This is a genomic window from Pseudomonas nitroreducens NBRC 12694 (genome assembly GCF_002091755.1).
Taxonomy (GTDB): domain Bacteria; phylum Pseudomonadota; class Gammaproteobacteria; order Pseudomonadales; family Pseudomonadaceae; genus Pseudomonas; species Pseudomonas nitroreducens.
The window spans coordinates 96,751-119,106 of record NZ_BDAI01000013.1; the positions used below are offsets into that span (position 1 = coordinate 96,751).

Genomic DNA, 22,356 nt, shown 5'->3' on the forward strand with positions numbered 1-22,356 from the left:
GTAAGGAGTTCCCATGGCCATCAGCATGACCGAAGCCGCCGCCAACCACGTTCGCCGCTCCCTCGAAGGGCGCGGCAAGGGCGAGGGCATTCGTCTTGGCGTGCGTACCACCGGCTGTTCGGGCCTCGCCTACGTGCTGGAGTTCGTCGACGAACTGGCAGCCGAGGACGAGGTGTTCGAGAGCCACGGCGTGAAGGTCATCATCGACCCGAAAAGCCTGGTCTACCTCGACGGCACGGAGTTGGACTTCACCAAGGAAGGCCTCAACGAGGGCTTCAAGTTCAACAACCCGAACGTGCGCGGTGAGTGTGGCTGCGGCGAAAGCTTCAACGTCTGAGGCTGGGTGTGGGTAGTCCCTGTCACTTCGCGCTGTTCGACCTGCAGCCGGGCTTCCGGATCGATCTGGAAGCCCTTGGCAATCGCTATCGGGAGTTGGTGCGTACCGTCCATCCGGATCGTTTCGCCGATGCTTCCGAGCGCGAGCAACGACTGGCGCAGTCCAAGGCCGCCGAGCTCAACGATGCCTACCAGACGCTGAAGAGCGTCCCGCGTCGCGCGCTGTACTTGCTGGCCCTGCGTGGCGATGCATTGCCGCTGGAAGCCACGGTGCAGGACCCGGAGTTCCTGCTGCAGCAGATGCAGCTGCGCGAGGATCTGGAAGATCTGCAGGACAACGCCGATCTTGATGGCGTGGCGCAGTTCAAGCGTCAGCTGAAATCCGCCCAGCAGCGTCTGGAAGAGGATTTCGCCGATTGCTGGGATGATGCCGCCCGTCGTGAGTTGGCCGAGCGTCTGGTTCGCCGCATGCAGTTCCTCGACAAGCTGGCGCAGGAAGTGCGGCAGCTCGAAGAGCGACTCGACGATTAATCCGCGCGGCCCGCGCCGCGCCCGATAGCCTGATTAGAAACCGCATGGCCCTACTGCAGATCGCCGAGCCCGGACAAAGTCCCCAGCCACACCAGCGCCGCCTGGCGGTAGGGATTGACCTGGGCACCACGAATTCCCTGGTCGCTGCCGTGCGCAGCGGCGTCGCAGCGCCCTTGCCCGATGATCGCGGCGAAGTGATCCTGCCTTCTGCGGTGCGCTATCTCGCCGATCGCATCGAGGTGGGGGAGAGCGTTCGCGCCAACGCCTCGCAAGACCCCTTGAACTCCATCATCTCGGTCAAGCGCTTCATGGGGCGCGGCCTGGAAGATGTGAAGCAACTGGGCGGCCAGCTGCCGTATCGCTTCACCCAGGGCGAATCGCACATGCCCTTCATCGAGACAGTCCAGGGGGCCAAGAGCCCGGTGGAAGTCTCGGCTGAGATCCTCCGTGTCCTGCGTCAGCGCGCCGAGTCGACCCTGGGTGGCGAGCTGGTGGGCGCGGTGATCACCGTTCCCGCCTATTTCGACGACGCCCAGCGCCAGGCCACCAAGGACGCCGCGCGTCTGGCCGGCCTCCACGTTCTGCGTCTGCTCAATGAGCCGACCGCTGCGGCCGTGGCCTATGGCCTGGACAAGAACGCCGAGGGCGTGGTCGCCATCTATGACCTGGGCGGCGGTACCTTCGATATTTCCATCTTGCGCCTGACCCGTGGCGTCTTTGAGGTCCTGGCCACCGGCGGCGATACCGCCCTGGGTGGCGACGACTTCGACCATGCCATTGCGGGCTGGATCATCGAGCAGGCCGGTCTCTCGGCCGACCTCGATCCGGGCGCTCAGCGCCGTCTGCTGCAGACTGCCTGCGCGGCCAAGGAAGCGCTGACCGACAGCGCCAGCGCGGCCGTTGCTTATGACGGCTGGTCTGGTGAACTGACCCGTGCCCAGCTTGAGGCTCTGATCGATCCGCTGATTCAGCGCAGCCTCAAGTCCTGCCGTCGCGCAGTCCGTGATTCCGGTGTCGAGCTGGAAGAGGTCAGCGCCGTCGTCATGGTGGGTGGCTCGACCCGCGTACCTCGGGTGCGCGAACTGGTGGGCGACCTGTTCGCTCGCGACCCGCTGACCGACATCGATCCGGACCAGGTGGTCGCCATCGGCGCGGCCATCCAGGCTGATGCCCTGGCCGGCAACAAACGCGGCGAAGAGCTGCTGCTGCTTGACGTGATTCCCTTGTCGCTCGGCCTGGAAACCATGGGCGGGCTGATGGAGAAGGTGATCCCGCGCAATACCACCATTCCGGTGGCCCGCGCCCAGGAGTTCACCACTTACAAGGATGGCCAGACAGCCATGATGATCCACGTGCTGCAAGGCGAGCGCGAGCTGGTCAAGGACTGTCGGTCCCTGGCGCGCTTCGAGCTGCGCGGCATTCCACCGATGGTGGCTGGCGCGGCGAAGATTCGCGTCAGCTTCCAGGTCGACGCCGACGGGTTGCTGGGCGTTTCCGCCCGCGAATTGTCCTCGGGCGTCGAGGCGAGCATCCAGGTCAAGCCTTCCTACGGCCTGACCGATGGCGAAATCGCCCGCATGCTGCAGGACTCCTTCCAATATGCCGGCGATGACCTTGCTGCCCGCGCCCTGCGTGAACAGCAGGTCGAGGCCCAGCGCCTGCTGGAGGCCGTGCAGTCGGCGCTGGACGCTGACGGCGAACGCCTGCTGGAGGCCGACGAGCGCCTGGTCATCGATGCCGGCATGGACTCGCTGCGCGAGCTGGCCACCGGCAGCGATACCGTCGCCATCGAACAACAGATCAAGCGTCTGTCCCAGCTGACCGACGCCTTTGCCGCGCGCCGTATGGACGCCACCGTCAAAGCCGCATTGGCCGGTCGCCGGCTCAACGAAATCGAGGAATAAGCGAAGATGCCGCAGATTGTCTTTCTGCCCCACGCCGAGCACTGCCCTGAAGGCGCGGTGATCGAAGCCCAGCCGGGCGAAACCATCATGAAGGCAGCGCTGCGCAATGGCATCGAGATCGAGCATGCCTGCGAGATGTCCTGTGCCTGCACCACCTGCCACGTGATCGTGCGGGAGGGCTTCAATTCGATGGAAGCCTCCGACGAGCTGGAAGACGACATGCTGGACAAGGCCTGGGGTCTGGAGGCGGATTCGCGCCTGTCCTGCCAGGCAGTGGTCGGCGAGACGGACCTGGTGGTGGAGATTCCGAAGTACACCATCAACCAGGTGTCCGAAGGTCACTGAGGCGGAGCGTTCACATGAGTCTGAAATGGGTTGATGTGCTCGAAATCGCGATCCAGCTGGCCGAGTCCAAGCCGGATGTCGATCCGCGCTACGTGAATTTCGTCGATCTGCACCGCTGGGTGCTGGCATTGCCGGAGTTCAGCGACGATCCTTCCCGCGGCGGGGAAAAGGTCCTGGAGGCCATCCAGGCCGCCTGGATCGACGAAGCCGACTGAGGGGGCGGCTCACCAGAGCCGCGTACCCATTTGTCATGAACCCGCGTATAATTCGCGGGTTTTATCTTTAGGTGAGCTGTCGAAAATTTCCCCAGGGGAATTTTCCAGTCGCCGGCCCTGTCGCAGTCGGGCCGGTTTCGCGGCCTTCGCCCTGCGGGCTCGGCACGCGGCAAACCCTAGAATCGCAGGAGCTCCTGGCCATGCCAGGGGCTTCTTGGCATTACCAACCTTGCTTTTCGGAGTTATTTCCATGGCCCTGCAACGTACCTTCTCCATCATCAAGCCCGACGCCGTTTCCAAGAACGTCATCGGCGAAATCCTGACCCGCTTCGAGAAAGCCGGTCTGCGCGTTGTCGCTTCGAAGATGGTTCAGCTGTCCGAGCGCGAAGCTGGCGGTTTCTACGCCGAGCACAAAGAGCGTCCCTTCTTCAAGGACCTGGTTTCCTTCATGACCTCCGGCCCGGTCGTCGTTCAGGTTCTGGAAGGCGAAGATGCCATCCTGCGCAACCGTGAGCTGATGGGCGCCACCGATCCGAAGAAAGCCGACGCCGGCACCATCCGTGCCGACTTCGCCGTTTCCATCGACGAGAACGCCGTACACGGTTCCGACTCGGAAGCTTCGGCTGCCCGCGAAATCGCTTACTTCTTCTCCAGCACCGAGGTGTGCGAGCGCATTCGCTGATCCGTCAGTGAATGAGCGAGGGTGAATCCATGACTGATACCGCTGTAAAGGCCAACCTGCTGGGCATGACCAAGCCCCAGCTCGAGGAATTCTTCGAGTCCATCGGTGAAAAGCGCTTCCGCGCCGGCCAGGTGATGCAATGGATTCACCACTTTGGCGCCGTCGATTTCGACGCCATGACGAACGTCGGCAAGGCCTTGCGCGAAAAGCTCAAGGCCGTTGCCGAAATTCGCCCGCCGGAGATCGTCAGCCAGGACATTTCCTCTGACGGTACCCGCAAGTGGGTCGTACGCGTGGCCTCGGGCAGTTGCGTCGAGACCGTGTACATCCCGCAGGGCGGCCGCGGCACCCTGTGCGTGTCGTCCCAGGCCGGTTGCGCGCTGGACTGCAGCTTCTGCTCCACCGGCAAGCAAGGCTTCAACAGCGACCTGACCTCCGCCGAGATCATCGGCCAGGTGTGGATCGCCAACCAATCGTTCGGGACCATCCCGGGCAAGATCGACCGTGCCATCACCAACGTGGTGATGATGGGCATGGGCGAGCCGCTGCTGAACTTCGATAACGTCGTGACTGCCATGAGCATCATGATGGAGGACCTCGGCTACGGCATTTCCAAGCGCAAGGTGACCCTGTCCACCTCCGGCGTGGTGCCGATGATCGACAAGCTCGCCGAGGTGACCGACGTGTCCCTGGCACTGTCGCTGCACGCGCCCAACGATGAACTGCGCAACAAGCTGGTGCCGATCAACAAGAAGTACCCGCTCGAAATGCTGCTCGACTCCTGCTACCGCTACATCACGCGCCTGGGCAAGGAGCGCGTGCTGACGGTGGAGTACACTCTGCTGGCCGGCGTCAACGACCAGCCCGAGCATGCCGAGCAGTTGATCGCATTGCTCAAGGATTTCCCTTGCAAGATCAACCTGATTCCGTTTAATCCGTTCCCGCATTCCGGCTACGAGCGTCCGAGCAACAATGCCATCCGCCGTTTTCAGGACATGCTGCACAAAAGCGGCTTCAACGTTACGGTTCGCACCACTCGCGGCGACGACATCGATGCCGCCTGTGGTCAGCTGGTAGGCCAGGTGATGGACCGCACCCGCCGCAGCGAACGCTATATTGCCGTACGACAGCTGGCCGCCGATGCCGAACAGGCTCCGACCAACGCCACTCGAAACTGAACTAGGGAGGAATCCGATGACCCTGCGCGCCGCGCTGTTCTTACTGTTGGCAACCGTGCTGACGGGTTGCGTGACGACTGGTAAACAGGATCCTCTGAAAACCGAGAAGGGCCGGGACGAGGCGCGTGACGCCTACATCCAGCTTGGTATCGGTTACCTGCAGATGGGCAATACCGAGCAGGCCAAGGTGCCGTTGCGCCAGGCGCTGGAGATCGACTCGTCCAGCGCTGACGCCCACGCTGCGCTGGCGGTTGTCTACCAGACCGAAATGGAACCCAAGCTCGCCGAGAGCGAGTACCGCAAAGCGCTGTCCGCGCGTTCGGGAGATGCCCGTATCCTGAACAACTACGCGAGTTTCCTGTTCGAGCAGAAGCGCTACAAGGAAGCCTACGACACCTATATGAAGGCCACCGAAGACGGCCTTTACTCCGAGCGCTCGCGCATCTTCGAGAATCTCGGCATCGTCAGCCTCAAGCTCAACGACCGGGTCCAGGCCAAGCAGTACTTCGAGAAGGCCGTGCGCCTGAATCGCAATCAGCCGGGGGCACTGATCGAACTGGCTGACCTGAACTACCAGGATCGCGAGTACGTGCCGGCCCGGACTTTCTACGAGGAATACCTCAAGCAGGGCCCGCAGACCGCACGCAGTTTGCTGCTGGGGATTCGACTGGCGAAGATTTTTGACGACCGGGATACCGCTGCCAGTTACGGGCTGCAACTCAAGCGCCTGTATCCCGCTTCTCCTGAATACCAGGCATACCAGGCGGATAAATGATGAATACGTCGCAGTCCGATGTCATCGGCACGACCCGCGCCAATCCTGGCGAGACCCTGCGCCAGGCGCGCGAGAACAAGGGCTGGAGTACCGCTCAGGTCGCCGGTCAGCTGAATCTCACCGAGAATGCGCTGCGCCAGCTGGAGCAGGGCTCCTTTGACCAGTTGCCGGGCCACACTTTCGCCCGTGGCTATATCCGCGCCTACGCCAAGCTGCTGGGCATGGACCAGGCCCAGATGGTCACTGCCTTCGATCAGTACACCGGCACCGATGCCAGCGGCAGCAACGTCCAGGCGCTCGGCCGCGTGGTCGAGCCGGTGCGCCTGTCGCGCAACCTGTTGCGCCTGTTCAGCCTGGCCCTGTTGGCCGTGCTGATCGGCTTCGGTTACTTCTGGTGGCAGGAACGCTCCGCGCGTCCGGCCGAGACGGGCAGCCTGAACATGGAGCACGTCGAGGTCGAAAGCGCCGACGGCACCACTGAAATCCACACCCTCGACGAGCCGGAAGATCAGGCCGTCGCCGAGGACCAGGCCAATACCCCGCCGGTTCCGTCCGAGCCCGCTGGCGACAGCGGCACCGCCGAGGCTCCGGCCGAAGGTACTCCGCCGGCCACTGCCGCACCTGTCGCTCCGGGCACACCCGCCGTACCTGAAGCCGCACAGGCTCCCGCACCGGCAGTTCCAGCCCCGGCGCAACCGCCGGCTGCGCAACAGCCCGCCGTACCGGCGAACCCCGCTGCACCGGCCGAGGCGCCGGCTGCTCCTGTGGTCGCGGCCGCCGGGCAGGGCGTGGTCAAGGTTCAATTCACCGCCGATTGCTGGACCCAGGTGACCGATGCCGACGGCAAGGTCATCCTCGAGGGCCTCAAGCGCAAGGGTGATTCGCTGGAAGTCGCCGCCAAGGCGCCGGTCCAACTGCGCCTTGGCTTTGCCCAGGGCGCCCAGGTCAGCTACAACGGCCAGCCAGTTGAAGTCACGCCAGCGCGCGGTGGCACCGCACGCCTGAAGTTGGGTGGACAGTAAGATGCATTGCGAGTCTCCGATCAAACGTCGCCTGTCCCGGAAAATCTGGGTAGGTAACGTGCCGGTAGGTGGGGATGCCCCCATTGCCGTGCAGAGCATGACCAACACCGACACCCTGGATGTGGCGGCCACCGTGGCCCAGATCCGCCGTCTGGAAGACGCCGGCGCCGACATCGTTCGCGTCTCCGTGCCGGACATGGACGCCGCCGAGGCGTTCGGCAAGATCAAGCAGCAGGTGAAAGTCCCGCTGGTGGCCGATATCCACTTCGACTACAAGATCGCCCTGCGCGTGGCCGAACTGGGCGTCGACTGCCTGCGTATCAACCCCGGCAACATCGGTCGCGAAGACCGGGTCAAGGCCGTGGTCGATGCCGCCCGCGAGCGCAATATCCCGATCCGCATCGGCGTCAACGCCGGCTCGCTGGAAAAGGATCTGCAGAAGAAATACGGCGAGCCGACTCCCGAAGCACTGCTGGAGTCGGCCATGCGCCACGTCGACCACCTGCAGCGTCTGGACTTCCAGAACTTCAAGGTCAGCGTGAAGGCTTCCGACGTGTTCATGGCCGTCGCCGCCTACCGACTGCTGGCGAAAGAGATCGAGCAACCCCTGCACCTGGGCATCACCGAAGCCGGTGGCCTGCGTTCGGGCACCGTGAAGTCGGCCGTGGGCCTGGGCATGCTGCTCGCCGAAGGCATCGGCGACACCATCCGCATTTCCCTCGCCGCCGACCCGGTGGAAGAGATCAAGGTCGGCTTCGACATCCTCAAGTCGCTGCGCCTGCGCTCCCGTGGCATCAACTTCATCGCCTGCCCGAGCTGCTCGCGGCAGAACTTCGATGTGGTGAAGACCATGAATGAGCTGGAAGGCCGCCTGGAGGACCTGCTGGTTCCGCTGGACGTCGCCGTGATCGGCTGCGTGGTCAACGGCCCGGGCGAAGCCAAGGAGGCCCACATCGGCCTTACCGGTGGTACGCCGAGCAACCTGATCTACATCGACGGCAAGCCGGCGCAGAAGCTGCAGAACGATAACCTGGTGGATGAGCTGGAACGGCTGATCCGCGAAAAAGCGGCCGAGAAGGCCGAGGCCGACGCCGCACTCATCGTGCGCGGCTGACCGCAACAAGGATCCTAAGTGAGCAAGTCCCTGCAAGCCATCCGTGGCATGAACGACATCCTGCCGGACCAGACCCCGGCCTGGCGCTATCTGGAGCGCACCTTTGCCGATCTGCTGGATGCCTATGGCTACAGTGAGATCCGCATGCCGATCCTGGAATTCACCGAACTTTTCGCCCGCGGCATCGGTGAAGGCACAGACGTGGTCGACAAGGAGATGTACACCTTCCTCGATCGCAACGGCGAATCCCTGACCATGCGTCCGGAGGGCACTGCCGGTTGCGTGCGCGCTGTGCTTGAGCACGGCCTGTCCGGTGGCGGCCAGGTACAGAAGCTCTGGTACACCGGCCCGATGTTCCGCTACGAGAAGCCGCAGAAGGGCCGTTACCGCCAGTTCCACCAGATTGGCGTGGAAGTCTTCAACCTGCCCGGCCCGGACATCGACGCCGAGCTGATCATCCTCACCTGGCGCCTGTGGCAGAAGCTGGGCATGGCCGACGCCGTGACCCTGCAACTGAACACCCTGGGCTCCAGCGAAGCTCGGGCGCGTTTTCGCGAGGACCTGGTGGCCTACCTGCAGGAGCGCTTCGACCAGCTTGATGAAGACAGTCAGCGCCGCATGACCACCAACCCGCTGCGTATCCTCGACAGCAAGGTGGAGGCCACCCAGGCCCTGCTGGTCGGTGCACCGAGCCTGCATGATTACCTGGACGAAGAGTCGATCGCCCACTTTGAGGGCTTGAAGGCCCGCCTGGACGCGGTCGGCCTGCGCTACGAAATCAATCAGAAACTGGTGCGTGGCCTCGACTACTACTGCCGCACGGCTTTCGAGTGGGTCACCGACAAGCTCGGCGCCCAGGGCACCGTATGCGGCGGTGGCCGCTACGACGGCTTGGTCAGCCAGTTCGGCGGCAAGCCGACGCCGGGCGTGGGCTTCGCCATGGGCGTGGAGCGCCTGGTGCTGCTGCTGGAAACCCTGGGCGTGGTCCCGGCCGAGCTGAATCGCCCGGCCGACCTCTATGTCTGCGCCTTCGGCGAGCCGGCCGAGCTGGCCGCGCTGACCCTGGCGGAACAACTGCGCTCGGCTATCCCGGGGCTGCGCCTGCTGGTCAATGCCGGCGCCGGCAGCTTCAAGAGCCAGTTCAAGAAGGCCGACAAGAGCGGCGCACAGTTCGCCATGATTCTGGGTGACGACGAACTGGCCAACCGCGTGGTAGGTTTCAAGCCCCTGCGTGGCGAGGGCGAACAAAAGAATATCGCCTGGGATGCTCTGCCCGAGCACCTGGCTGCCTGCCTCCAGCAGGCCTGAATCGAGCGGATAGGAGTATTGGGGTGAGTAACCGTACCGAAGAAGAACAGATCGCTGACATCAAGGACTGGTGGCAGCGTAACGGCATGCCCCTGCTGACCGGCGCCGCTCTGGCGTTGATCGTGGTGTTCGGCTGGCAAGCCTGGAAAAAGTACCAGACCAACCAGTCCCAGGGCGCTTCCATCATTTACCAGGCCCTGCTGGAAACCGCGTTGAACCCGGCCGGCAAGCCCGACACCACCAAGGTCGCCGAACTCGCTGGCAAGCTGACCACCGAGTACGCCGGTACTCCGTATGCCCAGTACGGCCGCCTGTTCGTCGCCAAGGTCGCCGTGGACAACGGCAAGCTGGATGACGCTGCCCTCGAGCTCAAGGCCGTGGTCGACAAGCCGGTGGATGCCACCCTTGGCGAACTGGCCCGGCAGCGCCTGGCGCGTGTCCTGGCTGCCCAGGGCAAGGCCGAGGACGGTCTCAAGCTGCTCGACGGCAACGTCGACAAGGCCTATGTAGCCACTCGCGAAGAACTGCGCGGCGACCTGCTGCTGCAGCTCAAGCGCAACGACGACGCCCGTGTCGCCTACGAAAAGGCCAAGGCTGCCCTGCCGGAAGACGCCGCCGTTGGCGCCCTGCAGATGAAACTCGACGACCTGGCCAAGGGAGACGCCTGAGATGTTGCGTTGGAAACACGTTGCACTGCTGGCACTGACCCTGATGGCTGTGGGTTGCAGCAGCAATAGCAAGAAGGAACTGCCGCCGGCCGAGCTGACCGATTTCAAGGAAGAGGTCCGCCTGGAGAAACAGTGGAGCCGTTCGGTCGGTGACGGCCAGGGCGACCTGTACAACCTGCTCGAGCCCGCTGTGGATGGCCAGACCATCTACGCCGCGTCTGCCGAAGGCCGCGTCATGGCCATGCAGCGCGAAACCGGCGAAGTGCTGTGGAAGAAAGACCTCGACCTGCCCATCTCCGGCGCCGTCGGCGTGGGTAACGGCATGGTCCTGCTGGGCACTCTGCGCGGTGACGTGATCGCCCTGGATTCCGGTTCGGGCGAGCAGAAGTGGCGCGCCAAGGTGAGCAGCGAAGTACTGGCAGCCCCGGCCACCAACGGTGACGTGGTAGTCGTGCAGACCCAGGACGACAAGCTGATCGGCTTCGATGCCGCCACCGGCAATCAGCGCTGGATCTACGAAGGCACCGTGCCGGTGCTGACTCTGCGTGGCACCGGCGCTCCGCTGATCGCTGGCCGCCTGGCCCTGGCCGGCCTGGCCAGCGGCAAGGTCGTCGCCGTGGACGTCGAGCGTGGCCTGCCGGTCTGGGAGCAGCGCGTTGCCATTCCGCAAGGCCGTTCCGAGCTGGACCGCGTCGTCGACATCGACGGCGGCCTGCTGCTGGTCGACAATGTTCTCTACGTCGCCAGCTACCAGGGCCGCGCCGCGGCGCTGGACGTAGGCACCGGCCGCGTGCTCTGGCAGCGTGAAGCTTCCAGCTACGTCGGCGTCGCCGAAGGGACTGGCAGTGTGTTCATCAGCCAGGCCAGCGGCACCGTGGAAAGCCTCGACTCCCGTGGTTCGTCCTCGCTGTGGAGCAACGACGCGCTGGCTCGCCGCCAGCTGTCCGCTCCGGCCGTGCTGTCGAGCAACGTGGTTGTCGGTGACCTGGAAGGCTATGTGCACCTGCTGAGCCAGGTGGACGGTCGTTTCGTTGGCCGCGAGAAGGTTGACGGTGACGGCGTGCGGGTTCGCCCGCTGGTAGTCGGCAGCTGGATGTACGTGTTCGGCAACAGCGGTAAGCTGGCCGCCTACACGATTCGCTAAGCTGAGTGTTACTGCCGGCCGCTGCCGTGAAAAACGGCAGCGGCCGTCGTGTTTTCTGAAAATCAAATTTCCTGGAGAGCCGCATGGTTCCCGTAATAGCCCTGGTGGGCCGCCCGAACGTCGGCAAGTCCACCCTGTTCAACCGCCTGACCCGCACCCGTGACGCCATCGTCGCCGAGTACGCGGGTCTGACCCGCGACCGCCAGTACGGCGAGGCCAAGTGGCAGGGCAAGAAATTCATCGTCATCGATACCGGCGGTATTTCCGGTGACGAAGAGGGTATCGACGCCAAGATGGCCGAGCAGTCGCTGCAGGCCATCGAAGAGGCCGATGCCGTCCTGTTCATGGTCGACTCCCGCGCGGGCCTCACCGCCGCCGACGAGATGATCGCCGACCACCTGCGCAAGAAGAACAAGCGCACCTACCTGGTGGCGAACAAGGTCGATACCGTCGATCCGGACATCGCTCGCGCCGAGTTCAGCCCGCTGGCTCTGGGGCATGCGATCCCGATCGCTGCCGCCCACGGCCGTGGCATCACCCAGATGCTCCAGGAAGCGTTGGGCGAGATGTTCGCCCCGGAGCCCGAGGCGCCGGAAGACAACGACCTGCCCAGCGAGCTGGAAGAGGTCGCCGAGGGCGAGGAAGCCAAGCGCATCCCCGGCCCGAGCGAGAAGGATGGCATCAAGATCGCCATCATCGGTCGCCCCAACGTCGGCAAGTCCACCCTGGTCAACCGCATGCTCGGTGAAGAGCGGGTGATCGTGTACGACCAGGCCGGCACCACCCGCGACAGCATCTACATCCCCTTCGAGCGCAACGAAGAGAAGTACACCCTGATCGACACCGCCGGCGTACGTCGTCGTGGCAAGATCTTCGAGGCGGTGGAAAAGTTCTCGGTGGTGAAGACCCTGCAGGCGATCCAGGACGCCAACGTGGTCATCTTCGTCATGGACGCCCGCGAAGGTGTGGTCGAGCACGACCTCAACCTGCTTGGTTTCGTGCTGGAGACCGGCCGTGCGCTGGTCATTGCGCTGAACAAGTGGGATGGCATGGAGTCGGCCGAGCGCGACTACGTGAAGACCGAGCTCGAGCGCCGGCTGATGTTCGCCGACTTCGCCGACATCCACTTCATCTCCGCGCTGCACGGCACTGGCGTTGGGCACCTGTACAAGTCGGTGCAGGATTCCTTCCGCTCCGCCGTGACCCGCTGGCCCACCAGCAAGCTGACGCAGATCCTCGAGGACGCCATCCAGGTCCACCAGCCGCCGATGGTCAACGGCCGCCGCATCAAGCTGCGCTATGCGCACCTGGGGGGCGCCAACCCGCCGTTGATCGTGATCCACGGCAACCAGGTGGATGCGGTGCCCAAGGCCTACACGCGCTACCTGGAGAAGACCTTCCGCCGCGTGCTGAAGCTGGTCGGTACGCCGATCCGCATCGAGTATAAGGGCGGCGACAACCCGTTCGAGGGCAAGAAGACCCAGCTCACCGATCGCCAGGTCAACAAGAAGCGCCGCCTCATGTCTCACCACAAGAAGGCGGAGAAGAAGAAGAAGGACAAACGTAAATAACGTCTGTCAGGCTTTAGACCGCAAGCCGCAGGCGATAGAGTAGGGACTTCCCTCCCATCGCCTGCAGCCTCCAGTCACGCCATGCTTACCAGCAAACTGCCGAATGTCGGCACCACTATCTTCACCCGCATGTCCCAGCTCGCCGCCGAAAGCGGGGCGCTGAATCTCTCCCAGGGCTTCCCGGACTTCCCCGGCCCCGCGCCGCTGCTCGAGGCGGTCGCCCGCCATGTCATGGCCGGAAACAACCAATACAGCCCGATGACCGGCCTGCCGGCGCTGCGCGAACAAGTAGCGATCAAGGTTGCCAGCCTGTATGGGCGTAGCGTCAGCGCCGACACCGAGGTGACTATCGTTCCTGGTGCGACGGAAGGTATCTTCTGCGCGGTGCAGGCTCTGATCCGCGCCGGTGATGAGGCCATCGTCCTCGATCCTTGCTACGACAGCTACGAGCCTTCGGTAGAGCTGGCCGGTGGTCGCTGCGTGCATGTCGCCCTGAGCCAGCCGGATTTTCGCATCGACTGGCAGCGCCTGGCGGATGCCATCACCCCGCGCACGCGCCTGATCTTCCTCAACAGCCCGCACAACCCCAGCGGTGCGCTGATCGACCGAGCCGACCTGGATCGCCTGGCCGAGCTGATCCGCGACCGAGAGATCTACGTGGTCAGCGACGAGGTCTATGAGCACCTGATCTACGACGGCGTGCAGCACGCCAGCGTGCTGGCCCATGACGAACTGTATCCGCGCGCCTTCGTCATCAGCTCCTTTGGCAAGACCTACCACGTTACCGGCTGGAAAACCGGCTACGTGGTGGCGCCGCCGGCGCTGTCGGCGGAGATGCGCAAGATCCACCAGTACGTGAATTTTTGCGGCGTGACGCCGCTGCAGTGGGCGCTGGCCGATTTCATGGCCGCGCATCCCGAGCACTTGCGCGAGCTGCCGGGCTTCTACCAGGCCAAGCGCGACCTGTTCTGCGACCTGCTGGAAGGCTCGCGCTTCACCTTCCAGCGCGCCGCCGGCACCTATTTCCAGGTGGTCGATTACTCGGCGATCCGCCCGGACCTCGATGACGTCGCCATGTCCAAATGGCTAACCCGCGAGCACGGCGTGGCTGCCATTCCGGTCTCGGTGTTCTACCAGCAGGCCCCGGCGGACATGCGCCTGGTGCGCTTCTGCTTCGCCAAGAAAGAGGAGACGCTGCGCCAGGCAGCGGAACGACTATGCGCGATCTGAGCCAACTATCAGACCTCAAGCTTGCCCTCGTGCAGACCACCCTGGTCTGGCACGACGCCAAGGCCAACCGCGAGCGCTTCGAGGCGCTGCTGGAAAGCGCCCGTGGCGCAGACGTGGTGATCCTGCCGGAGATGTTCACCACCGGCTTCTCCATGGATTCCGATGCGCTGGCCGAAGCGGAGGAGGGCGAGACTTACGTCTGGCTGCGCGAACAGGCGGCGAAACTGGACGCCGTAGTCTGCGGCAGCGTGATCATCCGCGCCGCTGACGGCAGCCATCGCAACCGCCTGCTCTGGGCGCGCCCGGATGGCGAAGTGCAGCACTACGACAAGCGCCACCTGTTCCGCATGGCTGGCGAGCACAAGCACTACACGCCGGGCGAACAGCAGGTGCTGCTGGATTGGAAGGGCTGGCGGATTCGCCCGCTGGTCTGCTACGACCTGCGCTTCCCGGTGTGGAGCCGAGATGCCCAGGACACTGACCTGCTGCTCTACACCGCCAACTGGCCGGCCGCGCGCCGCCAGCACTGGAATCGGCTGTTGCCGGCGCGGGCCATCGAAAACCTGTGCTACGTCGCGGCAGTCAACCGGGTCGGTGAAGACGGCAAGGGCCACGCCTATTCCGGTGACAGCCAGGTGCTGGATTTCCAGGGAGACAATCTGCTGGCCGCCGGGAATGCCGATGGCGTCTTCCAGATAGCCTTGAGCGCGGCGGAGCTGGCGGCTTACCGGGAACGCTTCCCGGCCAATCTCGACGCCGACCAGTTCGATATCCGTTTGTAGTCGCAGGCCAGTCGCCCCGCTCAATACGCACTGGCAGCATTCAATCGCTGGATCGCCTCATCGCTCAGCTTCAGGTCGACTGCTGCGATCAGGTCCGGCAACTGTTCCAGTTTCGAGGCGCTGGCAATCGGCGCGGTGATGCTGGGACGTGCCATCAGCCAGGCGAGGGCGACCTGCGTCGGCGTAGCGCGGAGTTCGCCGGCCACTTCCTCCAGCGCGTCGAGAATGGCAAAGCCGCGCTCGTTCATGAAGTTCTTCACCTTGTAGCCGCGTACGCTGCTCTTGCCCAGGTCCGCCTCGCTGCGGTACTTGCCGGTGAGGAAGCCCGCCGCCAGCGAATAGAAGCTGATCACGCCCAATCCCAGTTGCTGCACCGTGGGCTCCAGGTTGGTCTCGTAGTTGGCGCGGTCGTAGAGGTTGTAGTTGGGTTGCAGGCTCTGGTAGTTCGGCAGCTTCAGGCGGTCGCACACTTCGCACGCTTCGCGCAGGCGCTTGGCCTCCAGGTTCGACGCGCCGATCACCCGCACCTTGCCGCTCTTCACCGTTTCGGCGAAGGCGCCCATGGTTTCCTCCATCGAGGTGTGCGGGTCATCGCAGTGGGACTGGTAGAGGTCGATATAGTCGGTCTGCAGACGCCTGAGCGAGCGTCCCAGGGCCTGTTCGATGTATACCGCCGACAGGCCCTTGTGACCGTTGCCCATGTCCATGCCGACCTTGGTGGCGATCTGTACCTGGCTGCGCTTGCCGGTTTTCTTCAGCCATTTGCCGATCAGGATTTCGGACTCCCCGCCCTCGTGCCCCGGCACCCAGCGCGAGTACACGTCGGCGGTGTCGATGCAGTTGAGACCGGCGTCGAGCAGCGCATCGAGCAGACGGAAGGAGGTCGCTTCGTCGGCGGACCAGCCGAACACATTGCCGCCGAAGACCAGCGCGGGAATCTTCAGGCCCGATTGTCCGAGTTCGCGTGTACGCATCGGCTTTGCCTCCTCAGGGGTGTGCGAGAACCCTCAGTGTAGACGCCGCCTCTGCCCGCGCCGGGCGGAATAACCGGCAGCCGGCACCCAGCTGGTCTATCATGGCGGCCAGCCCAATTGCCGAGTGCCAAAGATGACCACGACTCCCTATCTGCTGGACCAGCTGGAAACCGCCGACATGCTCTTGATCGACGGCCTGCATGCCTGGCAGTTCGAGCTCAACGAGGCACTGCTGGACCAGGCGGACGCCGCCGCAAACGCCGGGCAACCCTTCGCCAGCGAAGACGTGGTGCTGCAGATCGAATCCATCGACGGTCGTGACCGCCGCGAATGGCGCTTCAGCTACAACCAGGTGATGGAGGCCAGCTACCAGGCCGAGGACGAGAGCTGGCTGCTGCAGGGGGGTGAACAGCAGCACCGCCTGTGTTGCCTGGGTGCTGTGACGGCCAGTGGCGACGACGAGTGAATAAAGAAGGCCCCGAAAGGGGCCTTCTTCATTTCTGGGCCTTCAGAATCCCAGCGGATAGCTGGTGATGAAGCGCACCTCGTCGTAGTCGCTGGAATAGCTGCTGCGCACGGTGGAGGTGCGCATCAGGAACGACAGTGCCTTCAACGGTCCGTCCTGGATGGTGTAGCCGATATCCGTATCGCGCTCGTACTCGTGGCCATCGCCCTTGCCAGGGCGCGCAATGTCGGTGCCCTTGGTGTAGCGTGTCATCAAGGTCAGGCCCGGCAGCCCGAGGCTGGCGAAGTCGTAGTCGTAGCGCAGCTGATAGGAGCGCTCCTGCGCCCAGAAGAACCCGCCGTTGGTGACCCAGTTGACCAGGTAGGGCTGCGGCGTATTGCCCAGCAGCATGGGGAACATGTCCTCGCCCAGCATGCGCTGGTAGGTGGCCGACAGCGTGTGGCCGCCGTGCTTCACGCCCAGCCGCGCCCCGTAGGCGCGATTGTCGATACGACCGGACAACGCCTGCCCGGATTCCTCGTTGTGGAAATAACTCAGGGTGCCGAGCAGCGCGGTGTTCTCCCCGACCGGCTGTTTGAAGTTGGCTCCCACATAGTGTTGGTCATAGATGTCCTCGAGTTGGGCGAAGTAGTAGCTGGTGGACAGCCCCGGCGTCCATTGCGCGTCGACGCCGCCCAGGTTCAGCTTGTTGCTGTCCTGGCTGGCGGGTCGAGTGGCGAGGTAGAACGACTCGCGATCGCTGGAGGCGCGGGTGCTGGTGTTCCACAACTGGGCCGCAGTGAACTTGAAGCGCTCCGACTCCTTCGACTCCAGCATCACGCCCTGAAAGGTCTGCGGCAGTACGCGCACATCGTCCTGGAAGATCACTGGCAGACGCGGCTCCAGCAGGCCGACCTTCAGCGTGGTCTTCGAATAGCGCAGCTTGAGCGTGGCGCCACCACGGCTGAAGTCGTCCACCGGCTCGCCGGTCGAGCGGTCATAGGGCAGGTTGCTGTCGTTGCTGGTGCCAGCGCCGCCGTCGAGCTTCAGGGCGTAGAAACCGGTGAAATCCACACCGACACCGATGGTGCCTTCGGTAAAGCCCGAGCTGAAGCGTGCCAGCACGGCTTGGGACCAGCTACCCGCTTGGGACTGCGGAGCGTTGTCCTGGCGGTAGTCGCGCAACATGTAGAAGTTGCGCAGGGTGGTGTCCAGGCGGCTGTCGTCGATCAGGTCGGCCTGGGCGCAGAGGGGCAACAGCGCGCTGGAAAGCAGCGCACTGGCAAAGCGATTACGCAACATCGTCATCTCCTGGGCTCGGTTCGCCGGGGCGCGGGGCGACCCGCCGGCGAACGGCCCTATGTCTTGTCGGGCGGACGCGGTCAATTCGCAGCGGCTGTGGTGCTGTTCAGCGGCGCGGCGGCTTCGGGCCGGGCCCGTTGCTCTTCGCCCAGGCTGCGGCGGAAATGCTTGCGACCGCTGCCCAGCAGCCACAGGCAGAGCAGCCCGGCGAGGGTGACAATGATGCCGATGGAGGAGCCGACGGCCTTCGGGTCCTTGAAGTAGTGGTCGGTGAGCAGAGCCACCAGCGTGGTGCCGACGCCCAGGCCGATCAGGTTGGAGACCAGCAGGAACAGCGCCGACACCTGCGCGCGCAGGCGGTTGGGCGTGAGCACCTGCATGGCGGCCGCCGAGGTGGAGATGCAGAAGGCGCAGAAGAACATCGCCGGGCCCATCAGCAGCACCGACAACTGCAGGTTACCGGCTGTCACGGAGCCGATGACGAAAGGAATGGTGCAGGCGGCGCCGAGCATGCCGCTGATCAGCGCGGCGTCGCTGCGCCCGCGCTTCTGCAGCCCGTCCACCAGCCAGCCGGCGCAGAACACCCCGGCAGTGTTGAGCACCAGCAGGATGCCGCCGAGGATGTAGCCCACCTCCAGTGGCGACAGGCCGTATTGGCGGATGTACATGGCCGGTGCCCAGCCCATCAGCGCGTACTGGCACATGGCGAAGAAGGAGAAGCCCAGGTAGTGGCAGGCGAAAGTGGCGCGATGGCGGCGCAGGAAACGCAGTCCGTCACGAACCGTTGCCTTTTGTTCCCGATCGCCCAGCTTGCGCTCCGGGTCGCGGATGGTCAGCGCGATCAGCAGCGCCACCAGCACGCCGGGCAGGCCGACGATGAAGAATGCGATCTGCCAGGAGCGCACCTGGCCCAGCCAGCCCAGGTCGATGGCCGGCACGTCGCGCAGCGCCTCGATCACGTAGCCGCCGACCAGGAAGGCCAGGCCACCGCCGAGGAAGGCACCCATGGAGTAAAGCCCCAGTGCGCGGCCGAGCTTTTCCTTGGGGAACAGGTCGCTGAGCATCGAATAGGTCGCCGGAGTCAGCGCGGCCTCGCCGACGCCCACGCTCATGCGCGCCAGGAACATCTGCACGAAGTTCTTCGACAGCCCGCACGCGGCGGTGGCGATGCTCCAGAAGGCCACGCCGATGGCGATGATCCTGACCCGCGAGGAGCGGTCGGCGAGGTAGGCAATGGGCAGGCCCATGAAGGCATAGAACAGCGAGAAGGCCAGCCCGCTGAGCAGGCTGAACTGGGTGTCGCTGATCTGCAGATCGGCTTTGATCGGCTCGATCATCAGCGAGAGGATCTGCCGATCAACGAAGGAGAAGATGTAGGCCACCATGCATAGCACGACGACATACCAGGAATAACGGGAAGCACGGACGGATAGCGGGTGGGGAGATTGCGGGTTCACGGTTACTGGCTCCTGAAGCGGGTGAAGGCAGATGGCCAAGCACGTCGAGCTCGTTGTTGTTGTAGGTAACCAGGCGCCTCTGTACGCAAGGCAGGGGCGGCCGAAAGTGTCTGATTGCGTGACACGATTTTTTGTTTGCCTGCCGCTTTCACGGCAGTGCACGCAAGACTAGGGAAGGGGAGAGCGGGGAGTAATCGGGGCGAGCCCCAGCATTGCGGAGACTTCCCCCTAGGGGGCTAGGGGGAATCTTTAGGTGATGTGCGGAGGATGATTCAGATCAGTCCGAACAGAGCCAGGACAAAGGCTCCGCCGAAGACCACGGCCATGACGGCGAGGAGGAACAGCAGGCTGACGCCGAAAGCGCGCCAGTTGGAGGCGAACTGGCCACCCTGGGCCGCATGCTGCTCGACGGCGCCGCCGGTGTGCTGCTTGGCGTAGTGATACATGCCGAAGACGGCGGCAATGTTGATGGGGGTGGCGGGGACGCTATCCGGCAGGAACATGCCCAGCAGGAAGATCGCAATGAGGGCGCCGATCCCGGTGATCCAGGCGTTGCGCACCTGGGCGTGGCGGCCCAGACGTTTGAGGTTCTGGACGATGATCCAGGCTCCGGCGACCGGCGTGCCGAAGAAGGTGGCGATGCCCACGGCGGCGAGACGGTAGAGCGGTTCGCCCGTGGCGACGGCGGGGCCGTCCTGAAGTACGGCGGCGGGCGTCTGGAAAGGGTTGTCCTGCGATGTATCGGTCATGTTTTCACTCCGTTGAAAACAGCCCCGGACGCACGAGGCGTCCGGGGCAAAGGGGACTGCTTTATTACCGGGCTTACGCGGCTTTCGCGTGGCCCAGCGTCACCGCACGGTTCAGGGCGCTGAACAGCGCGCGGAAACTGGCGGTGGTGATGTTTTCATCGATGCCGATGCCGTGCAGCGAACGACCACCCTCGACGCGCAGTTCGATGTAGGCGGCCGCGCGGGCGTTGGTGCCGGCGCCGATGGCGTGCTCGTTGTAGTCCATGATCTCGACATCCACCGGCAGCGAGGCAACCAGGGCTTCCAGGGTGCCCTTGCCCTTGCCGTGCCAACGGTGCTGTTCGCCCTTGTGAGTCACGTCGATGTCGATGGCGCAGATACCGTTCTCTTCCTGCAGGCGGTAGTTCTTCAGGCCGAACGGGGAGACGGCCTGCAGGTACTCGGTCTGCAGCAGGGTGTAGATCTGCTCGGCGGTCATTTCCAGGCCGAGGCGGTCGGTCTCGTTCTGCACGACCTGGCTGAACTCGATCTGCATGCGGCGCGGCAGGCTGATGCCGTATTCCTGTTCGAGCAGGAAGGTGATGCCGCCCTTGCCGGACTGGCTGTTCACACGGATCACCGCTTCGTAGCTGCGGCCGATGTCCGCCGGGTCGATCGGCAGGTACGGCACTTCCCACACGGCGTCGTCTTTCTGCTGGGCGAAGCCCTTGCGGATGGCGTCCTGGTGGGAGCCGGAGAAGGCGGTGTGGACCAGGTCGCCCACGTACGGGTGGCGCGGGTGCACCGGAATCTGGTTGCACTCTTCCACCACCTTGCGCACGGCGTCGATGTCGGAGAAGTCCAGCTCGGGGTCGATGCCCTGGGTGTACATGTTCAGCGCCATGGTCACCAGGCACAGGTTGCCGGTGCGCTCGCCGTTGCCGAACAGGCAGCCTTCGACGCGGTCGGCACCGGCCATCAGCGCCAGTTCCGACGCGGCTACGCCCGTGCCACGGTCATTGTGGGTGTGCAGGCTGATCAGCACGCTGTCACGCTTGTTGATCTGGCGGCCGAACCACTCGATCTGGTCGGCATAGTTGTTCGGCGTGGCGCACTCGACGGTGGCAGGCAGATTGAGGATCAGACGGTTCGCCGGGGTCGGCTGGAACACGTCGATCACCGCGTTGCACACCTCGACGGCGAAATCGGTCTCGGTGGAGCTGAACACCTCCGGCGAGTACTCGAAGCCCCACTGGGTTTCCGGCGCGGCGGCGGCCAGGCGCTTGATGGTCTGGCCAGCGGCCACGGCGATGGCTTTCACGCCGGCCTTGTCCTGGTTGAAGACGATCTTGCGGAAGCTCGGTGCGCAGGCGTTGTAGTAGTGGACGATGGCTTTCTTCGCGCCCTTGAGGGACTCGAAGGTGCGCTCGATGAGGTCATCGCGAGCCTGGGTCAGTACCTGGATGGTGACGTCATCGGGAATATGGCCGCCCTCGATCAGCTCACGAACGAAGTCGAAGTCGGTCTGCGAGGCGGACGGGAAGCCCACTTCGATTTCCTTCAGGCCGACCTGCACCAGGCACTTGAAGAAGCGCATCTTCTTCTCGGCGTCCATCGGCTCGATCAGGGACTGGTTGCCGTCGCGCAGGTCGGTGGACAACCAGATCGGCGCCTTGTCGATGATCTTGTCCGGCCAGGTACGGTCGGGCAGGGTGATCTGGGTGAAGGCGCGGTATTTCTTCGACGGGTCTTTCAACATGCTCATGAGCGGAATCCTTGTTCTCTGCGGCCTGCGGGGCCGGCGCATAAAAATCTGAATGAGGCGAAACCGGGGGAGGGGGGCTCAGCCACGCAGTCGCGGGCTGACCAGGCGCAGGCAGGCGTGTTGGCGAAGCAGGATGAGGGTGTGTGCGGTTTTCATGAGTGCCAAGCTAAAGGCCTGGAAGACCAATGGCAAGCATTTGGGGAAATTTGGTAGAAATAGTCTCTGGAGAATGTCCTGTGAGATTAAATTGTTTGAATAATTGATTTTGAGCAATTTTTCCTAGCGCTTAACGCTGTGCTTAACTGATTCTGCGTCTACTTGCCGCAGCGGAGCTTTGTCACTCCATGCGATCATTGCGCACCTCGCCTCAGGCGGGGCCCACCATCCCCAAGGACATTTCGTGACCCGTCGCACGCGACAAGGCGTAGGAACCTGGCTGGCGCTGTTCGCCATGCTGATGATCTATGTCGGCCCGCTGGTTTCCCAGTCGATGCCGATGGATCACGCCATGCCTATGGATCACGTCATGCCGATGGAGCATGGCAAGGCCATGGACCATGGTGCGGCGGTCGCCGCCATGGACGAGATGGCCTGTTCGGACGGGCACCGGGCTGCTGCACAACACGCGGCACCGACTTCCCACGGCGAGCAACCGCTCACCGCCGACGCCTTCATGGAGAAGTGCGGCTACTGCAGCCTGCTGATCCACAGCCCGCCGCTGACGCCGCCACCGGTTCTGCTCGATCACAGCATGCCGGTCGCTGGGGCCCCTGTCGCACAGCTCTCCTCCTCTAGTATTCCCGCCTCGCCGGTCTTCCCCGGCGCCCGCTCGCGCGCACCTCCTGCCCTGATCGGCTGACCCGCAATCCCGACTCCCCGA

General features: G+C 64.0%; 23 protein-coding genes. 18 read left to right on the forward strand and 5 right to left on the reverse strand.

Annotation, left to right across the window (positions count from 1 at the left end; all coding sequences use genetic code 11):
- Nucleotides 1-13: 13 nt before the first annotated feature.
- The 16 genes from iscA (at nt 14) to PNI01S_RS24290 (ending at nt 14,805) form a co-directional block, all read left to right on the forward strand.
- Nucleotides 14-337 (forward strand): iron-sulfur cluster assembly protein IscA, encoded by a 324-nt coding sequence (iscA, locus tag PNI01S_RS24215; RefSeq protein ID WP_024762955.1) that lies wholly within the window; start codon nt 14-16, stop codon nt 335-337.
- A gap of 8 nt (nt 338-345) precedes the next feature.
- Nucleotides 346-867: a co-chaperone HscB gene (gene hscB / locus PNI01S_RS24220; RefSeq protein ID WP_024762956.1), complete on the forward strand. Its 522-nt coding sequence runs from the start codon at nt 346-348 to the stop codon at nt 865-867.
- 44 nt (nt 868-911) lie between these two features.
- The gene (gene hscA, locus PNI01S_RS24225) at nt 912-2,771 is read left to right on the forward strand and encodes a Fe-S protein assembly chaperone HscA (protein WP_024762957.1); all 1,860 of its coding nucleotides are present in this window, start codon (nt 912-914) and stop codon (nt 2,769-2,771) included.
- 6 nt (nt 2,772-2,777) lie between these two features.
- Nucleotides 2,778-3,116, forward strand: a complete 339-nt coding sequence (gene fdx / locus PNI01S_RS24230; protein WP_024762958.1) for an ISC system 2Fe-2S type ferredoxin — start codon at nt 2,778-2,780, stop codon at nt 3,114-3,116.
- Nucleotides 3,117-3,130: 14 nt separating this feature from the next.
- Nucleotides 3,131-3,331: a Fe-S cluster assembly protein IscX gene (gene iscX, locus PNI01S_RS24235; RefSeq protein WP_024762959.1), complete on the forward strand. Its 201-nt coding sequence runs from the start codon at nt 3,131-3,133 to the stop codon at nt 3,329-3,331.
- Nucleotides 3,332-3,581: 250 nt separating this feature from the next.
- Nucleotides 3,582-4,013: a nucleoside-diphosphate kinase gene (ndk, locus tag PNI01S_RS24240; RefSeq protein WP_024762960.1), complete on the forward strand. Its 432-nt coding sequence runs from the start codon at nt 3,582-3,584 to the stop codon at nt 4,011-4,013.
- Nucleotides 4,014-4,042: 29 nt separating this feature from the next.
- On the forward strand, nt 4,043-5,191 hold the full coding sequence (gene rlmN / locus PNI01S_RS24245; protein ID WP_024762961.1) for a dual-specificity RNA methyltransferase RlmN: 1,149 nt from the start codon (nt 4,043-4,045) through the stop codon (nt 5,189-5,191).
- Nucleotides 5,192-5,207: 16 nt separating this feature from the next.
- Nucleotides 5,208-5,966 carry a type IV pilus biogenesis/stability protein PilW gene (gene pilW / locus PNI01S_RS24250; RefSeq protein WP_024762962.1) on the forward strand — a complete coding sequence of 253 codons (759 nt, stop codon included), beginning with the start codon at nt 5,208-5,210 and terminating at the stop codon, nt 5,964-5,966.
- Complete coding sequence (locus tag PNI01S_RS24255; protein ID WP_024762963.1) at nt 5,963-6,988, forward strand: RodZ domain-containing protein; 1,026 nt, start codon at nt 5,963-5,965, stop codon at nt 6,986-6,988. The genes pilW and PNI01S_RS24255 overlap by 4 nt, the downstream gene beginning before the upstream one ends.
- Before the next feature lies 1 nt (nt 6,989).
- A complete protein-coding gene (gene ispG, locus PNI01S_RS24260) occupies nt 6,990-8,102 on the forward strand; it encodes a flavodoxin-dependent (E)-4-hydroxy-3-methylbut-2-enyl-diphosphate synthase (RefSeq protein ID WP_084359509.1) in 1,113 nt (370 codons plus the stop codon).
- Nucleotides 8,103-8,120: 18 nt separating this feature from the next.
- A complete protein-coding gene (gene hisS / locus PNI01S_RS24265) occupies nt 8,121-9,410 on the forward strand; it encodes a histidine--tRNA ligase (RefSeq protein ID WP_084359511.1) in 1,290 nt (429 codons plus the stop codon).
- Nucleotides 9,411-9,433: 23 nt separating this feature from the next.
- Nucleotides 9,434-10,078 (forward strand): YfgM family protein, encoded by a 645-nt coding sequence (locus PNI01S_RS24270; protein WP_084359513.1) that lies wholly within the window; start codon nt 9,434-9,436, stop codon nt 10,076-10,078.
- 1 nt (nt 10,079) lies between these two features.
- Nucleotides 10,080-11,222 carry an outer membrane protein assembly factor BamB gene (gene bamB, locus PNI01S_RS24275; RefSeq protein ID WP_024762967.1) on the forward strand — a complete coding sequence of 381 codons (1,143 nt, stop codon included), beginning with the start codon at nt 10,080-10,082 and terminating at the stop codon, nt 11,220-11,222.
- Nucleotides 11,223-11,305: 83 nt separating this feature from the next.
- Entirely contained in the window at nt 11,306-12,793 is a 1,488-nt protein-coding gene (gene der / locus PNI01S_RS24280; RefSeq protein WP_024762968.1) for a ribosome biogenesis GTPase Der, read from the forward strand.
- A gap of 81 nt (nt 12,794-12,874) precedes the next feature.
- Complete coding sequence (locus tag PNI01S_RS24285; RefSeq protein ID WP_024762969.1) at nt 12,875-14,023, forward strand: pyridoxal phosphate-dependent aminotransferase; 1,149 nt, start codon at nt 12,875-12,877, stop codon at nt 14,021-14,023.
- Nucleotides 14,011-14,805 carry an amidohydrolase gene (locus PNI01S_RS24290; protein ID WP_024762970.1) on the forward strand — a complete coding sequence of 265 codons (795 nt, stop codon included), beginning with the start codon at nt 14,011-14,013 and terminating at the stop codon, nt 14,803-14,805. The genes PNI01S_RS24285 and PNI01S_RS24290 overlap by 13 nt, the downstream gene beginning before the upstream one ends.
- A 20-nt stretch (nt 14,806-14,825) precedes the next feature.
- Here PNI01S_RS24290 and PNI01S_RS24295 read toward each other — a convergent pair whose 3' ends face one another.
- Entirely contained in the window at nt 14,826-15,779 is a 954-nt protein-coding gene (locus tag PNI01S_RS24295; protein WP_037014555.1) for an aldo/keto reductase, read from the reverse strand.
- Between the two features lie 133 nt (nt 15,780-15,912).
- Between PNI01S_RS24295 and PNI01S_RS24300 the strand changes: the two genes are divergently transcribed.
- Entirely contained in the window at nt 15,913-16,245 is a 333-nt protein-coding gene (locus tag PNI01S_RS24300; protein WP_037006648.1) for a DUF5629 family protein, read from the forward strand.
- A gap of 42 nt (nt 16,246-16,287) precedes the next feature.
- Here the strand turns inward: PNI01S_RS24300 and PNI01S_RS24305 are convergent, their stop codons facing one another.
- The 4 genes from PNI01S_RS24305 to leuA all read right to left on the reverse strand — a co-directional run bounded on the left by PNI01S_RS24305 (nt 16,288) and on the right by leuA (nt 21,476).
- A complete protein-coding gene (locus tag PNI01S_RS24305; protein ID WP_051445567.1) occupies nt 16,288-17,526 on the reverse strand; it encodes an OprD family porin in 1,239 nt (412 codons plus the stop codon).
- Between the two features lie 80 nt (nt 17,527-17,606).
- Nucleotides 17,607-18,983 carry a spinster family MFS transporter gene (locus tag PNI01S_RS24310; RefSeq protein WP_024762974.1) on the reverse strand — a complete coding sequence of 459 codons (1,377 nt, stop codon included), beginning with the start codon at nt 18,981-18,983 and terminating at the stop codon, nt 17,607-17,609.
- 272 nt (nt 18,984-19,255) lie between these two features.
- Complete coding sequence (locus PNI01S_RS24315) at nt 19,256-19,732, reverse strand: hypothetical protein (RefSeq protein ID WP_024762975.1); 477 nt, start codon at nt 19,730-19,732, stop codon at nt 19,256-19,258.
- Nucleotides 19,733-19,805: 73 nt separating this feature from the next.
- Nucleotides 19,806-21,476 (reverse strand): 2-isopropylmalate synthase, encoded by a 1,671-nt coding sequence (gene leuA, locus PNI01S_RS24320; protein WP_024762976.1) that lies wholly within the window; start codon nt 21,474-21,476, stop codon nt 19,806-19,808.
- A gap of 400 nt (nt 21,477-21,876) precedes the next feature.
- On the opposite strand from leuA, the gene PNI01S_RS24330 reads away from it, so the two are divergent.
- Complete coding sequence (locus PNI01S_RS24330) at nt 21,877-22,335, forward strand: DUF2946 domain-containing protein (RefSeq protein ID WP_024762977.1); 459 nt, start codon at nt 21,877-21,879, stop codon at nt 22,333-22,335.
- Nucleotides 22,336-22,356 lie beyond the last annotated feature (21 nt).

Coding starts and splice junctions, on each gene's coding strand:
- iscA (WP_024762955.1), top strand. CDS start 14: ATGGCCATCAGCATGACCGAAGCCGCCGCCAACCACGTTCGCCGCTCC.
- hscA (WP_024762957.1), top strand. CDS start 912: ATGGCCCTACTGCAGATCGCCGAGCCCGGACAAAGTCCCCAGCCACAC.
- fdx (WP_024762958.1), top strand. CDS start 2,778: ATGCCGCAGATTGTCTTTCTGCCCCACGCCGAGCACTGCCCTGAAGGC.
- iscX (WP_024762959.1), top strand. CDS start 3,131: ATGAGTCTGAAATGGGTTGATGTGCTCGAAATCGCGATCCAGCTGGCC.
- ndk (WP_024762960.1), top strand. CDS start 3,582: ATGGCCCTGCAACGTACCTTCTCCATCATCAAGCCCGACGCCGTTTCC.
- rlmN (WP_024762961.1), top strand. CDS start 4,043: ATGACTGATACCGCTGTAAAGGCCAACCTGCTGGGCATGACCAAGCCC.
- pilW (WP_024762962.1), top strand. CDS start 5,208: ATGACCCTGCGCGCCGCGCTGTTCTTACTGTTGGCAACCGTGCTGACG.
- PNI01S_RS24255 (WP_024762963.1), top strand. CDS start 5,963: ATGATGAATACGTCGCAGTCCGATGTCATCGGCACGACCCGCGCCAAT.
- ispG (WP_084359509.1), top strand. CDS start 6,990: ATGCATTGCGAGTCTCCGATCAAACGTCGCCTGTCCCGGAAAATCTGG.
- bamB (WP_024762967.1), top strand. CDS start 10,080: ATGTTGCGTTGGAAACACGTTGCACTGCTGGCACTGACCCTGATGGCT.
- der (WP_024762968.1), top strand. CDS start 11,306: ATGGTTCCCGTAATAGCCCTGGTGGGCCGCCCGAACGTCGGCAAGTCC.
- PNI01S_RS24285 (WP_024762969.1), top strand. CDS start 12,875: ATGCTTACCAGCAAACTGCCGAATGTCGGCACCACTATCTTCACCCGC.
- PNI01S_RS24290 (WP_024762970.1), top strand. CDS start 14,011: ATGCGCGATCTGAGCCAACTATCAGACCTCAAGCTTGCCCTCGTGCAG.
- PNI01S_RS24295 (WP_037014555.1), bottom strand. CDS start 15,779: ATGCGTACACGCGAACTCGGACAATCGGGCCTGAAGATTCCCGCGCTG.
- PNI01S_RS24300 (WP_037006648.1), top strand. CDS start 15,913: ATGACCACGACTCCCTATCTGCTGGACCAGCTGGAAACCGCCGACATG.
- PNI01S_RS24305 (WP_051445567.1), bottom strand. CDS start 17,526: ATGTTGCGTAATCGCTTTGCCAGTGCGCTGCTTTCCAGCGCGCTGTTG.
- PNI01S_RS24315 (WP_024762975.1), bottom strand. CDS start 19,732: ATGACCGATACATCGCAGGACAACCCTTTCCAGACGCCCGCCGCCGTA.
- leuA (WP_024762976.1), bottom strand. CDS start 21,476: ATGAGCATGTTGAAAGACCCGTCGAAGAAATACCGCGCCTTCACCCAG.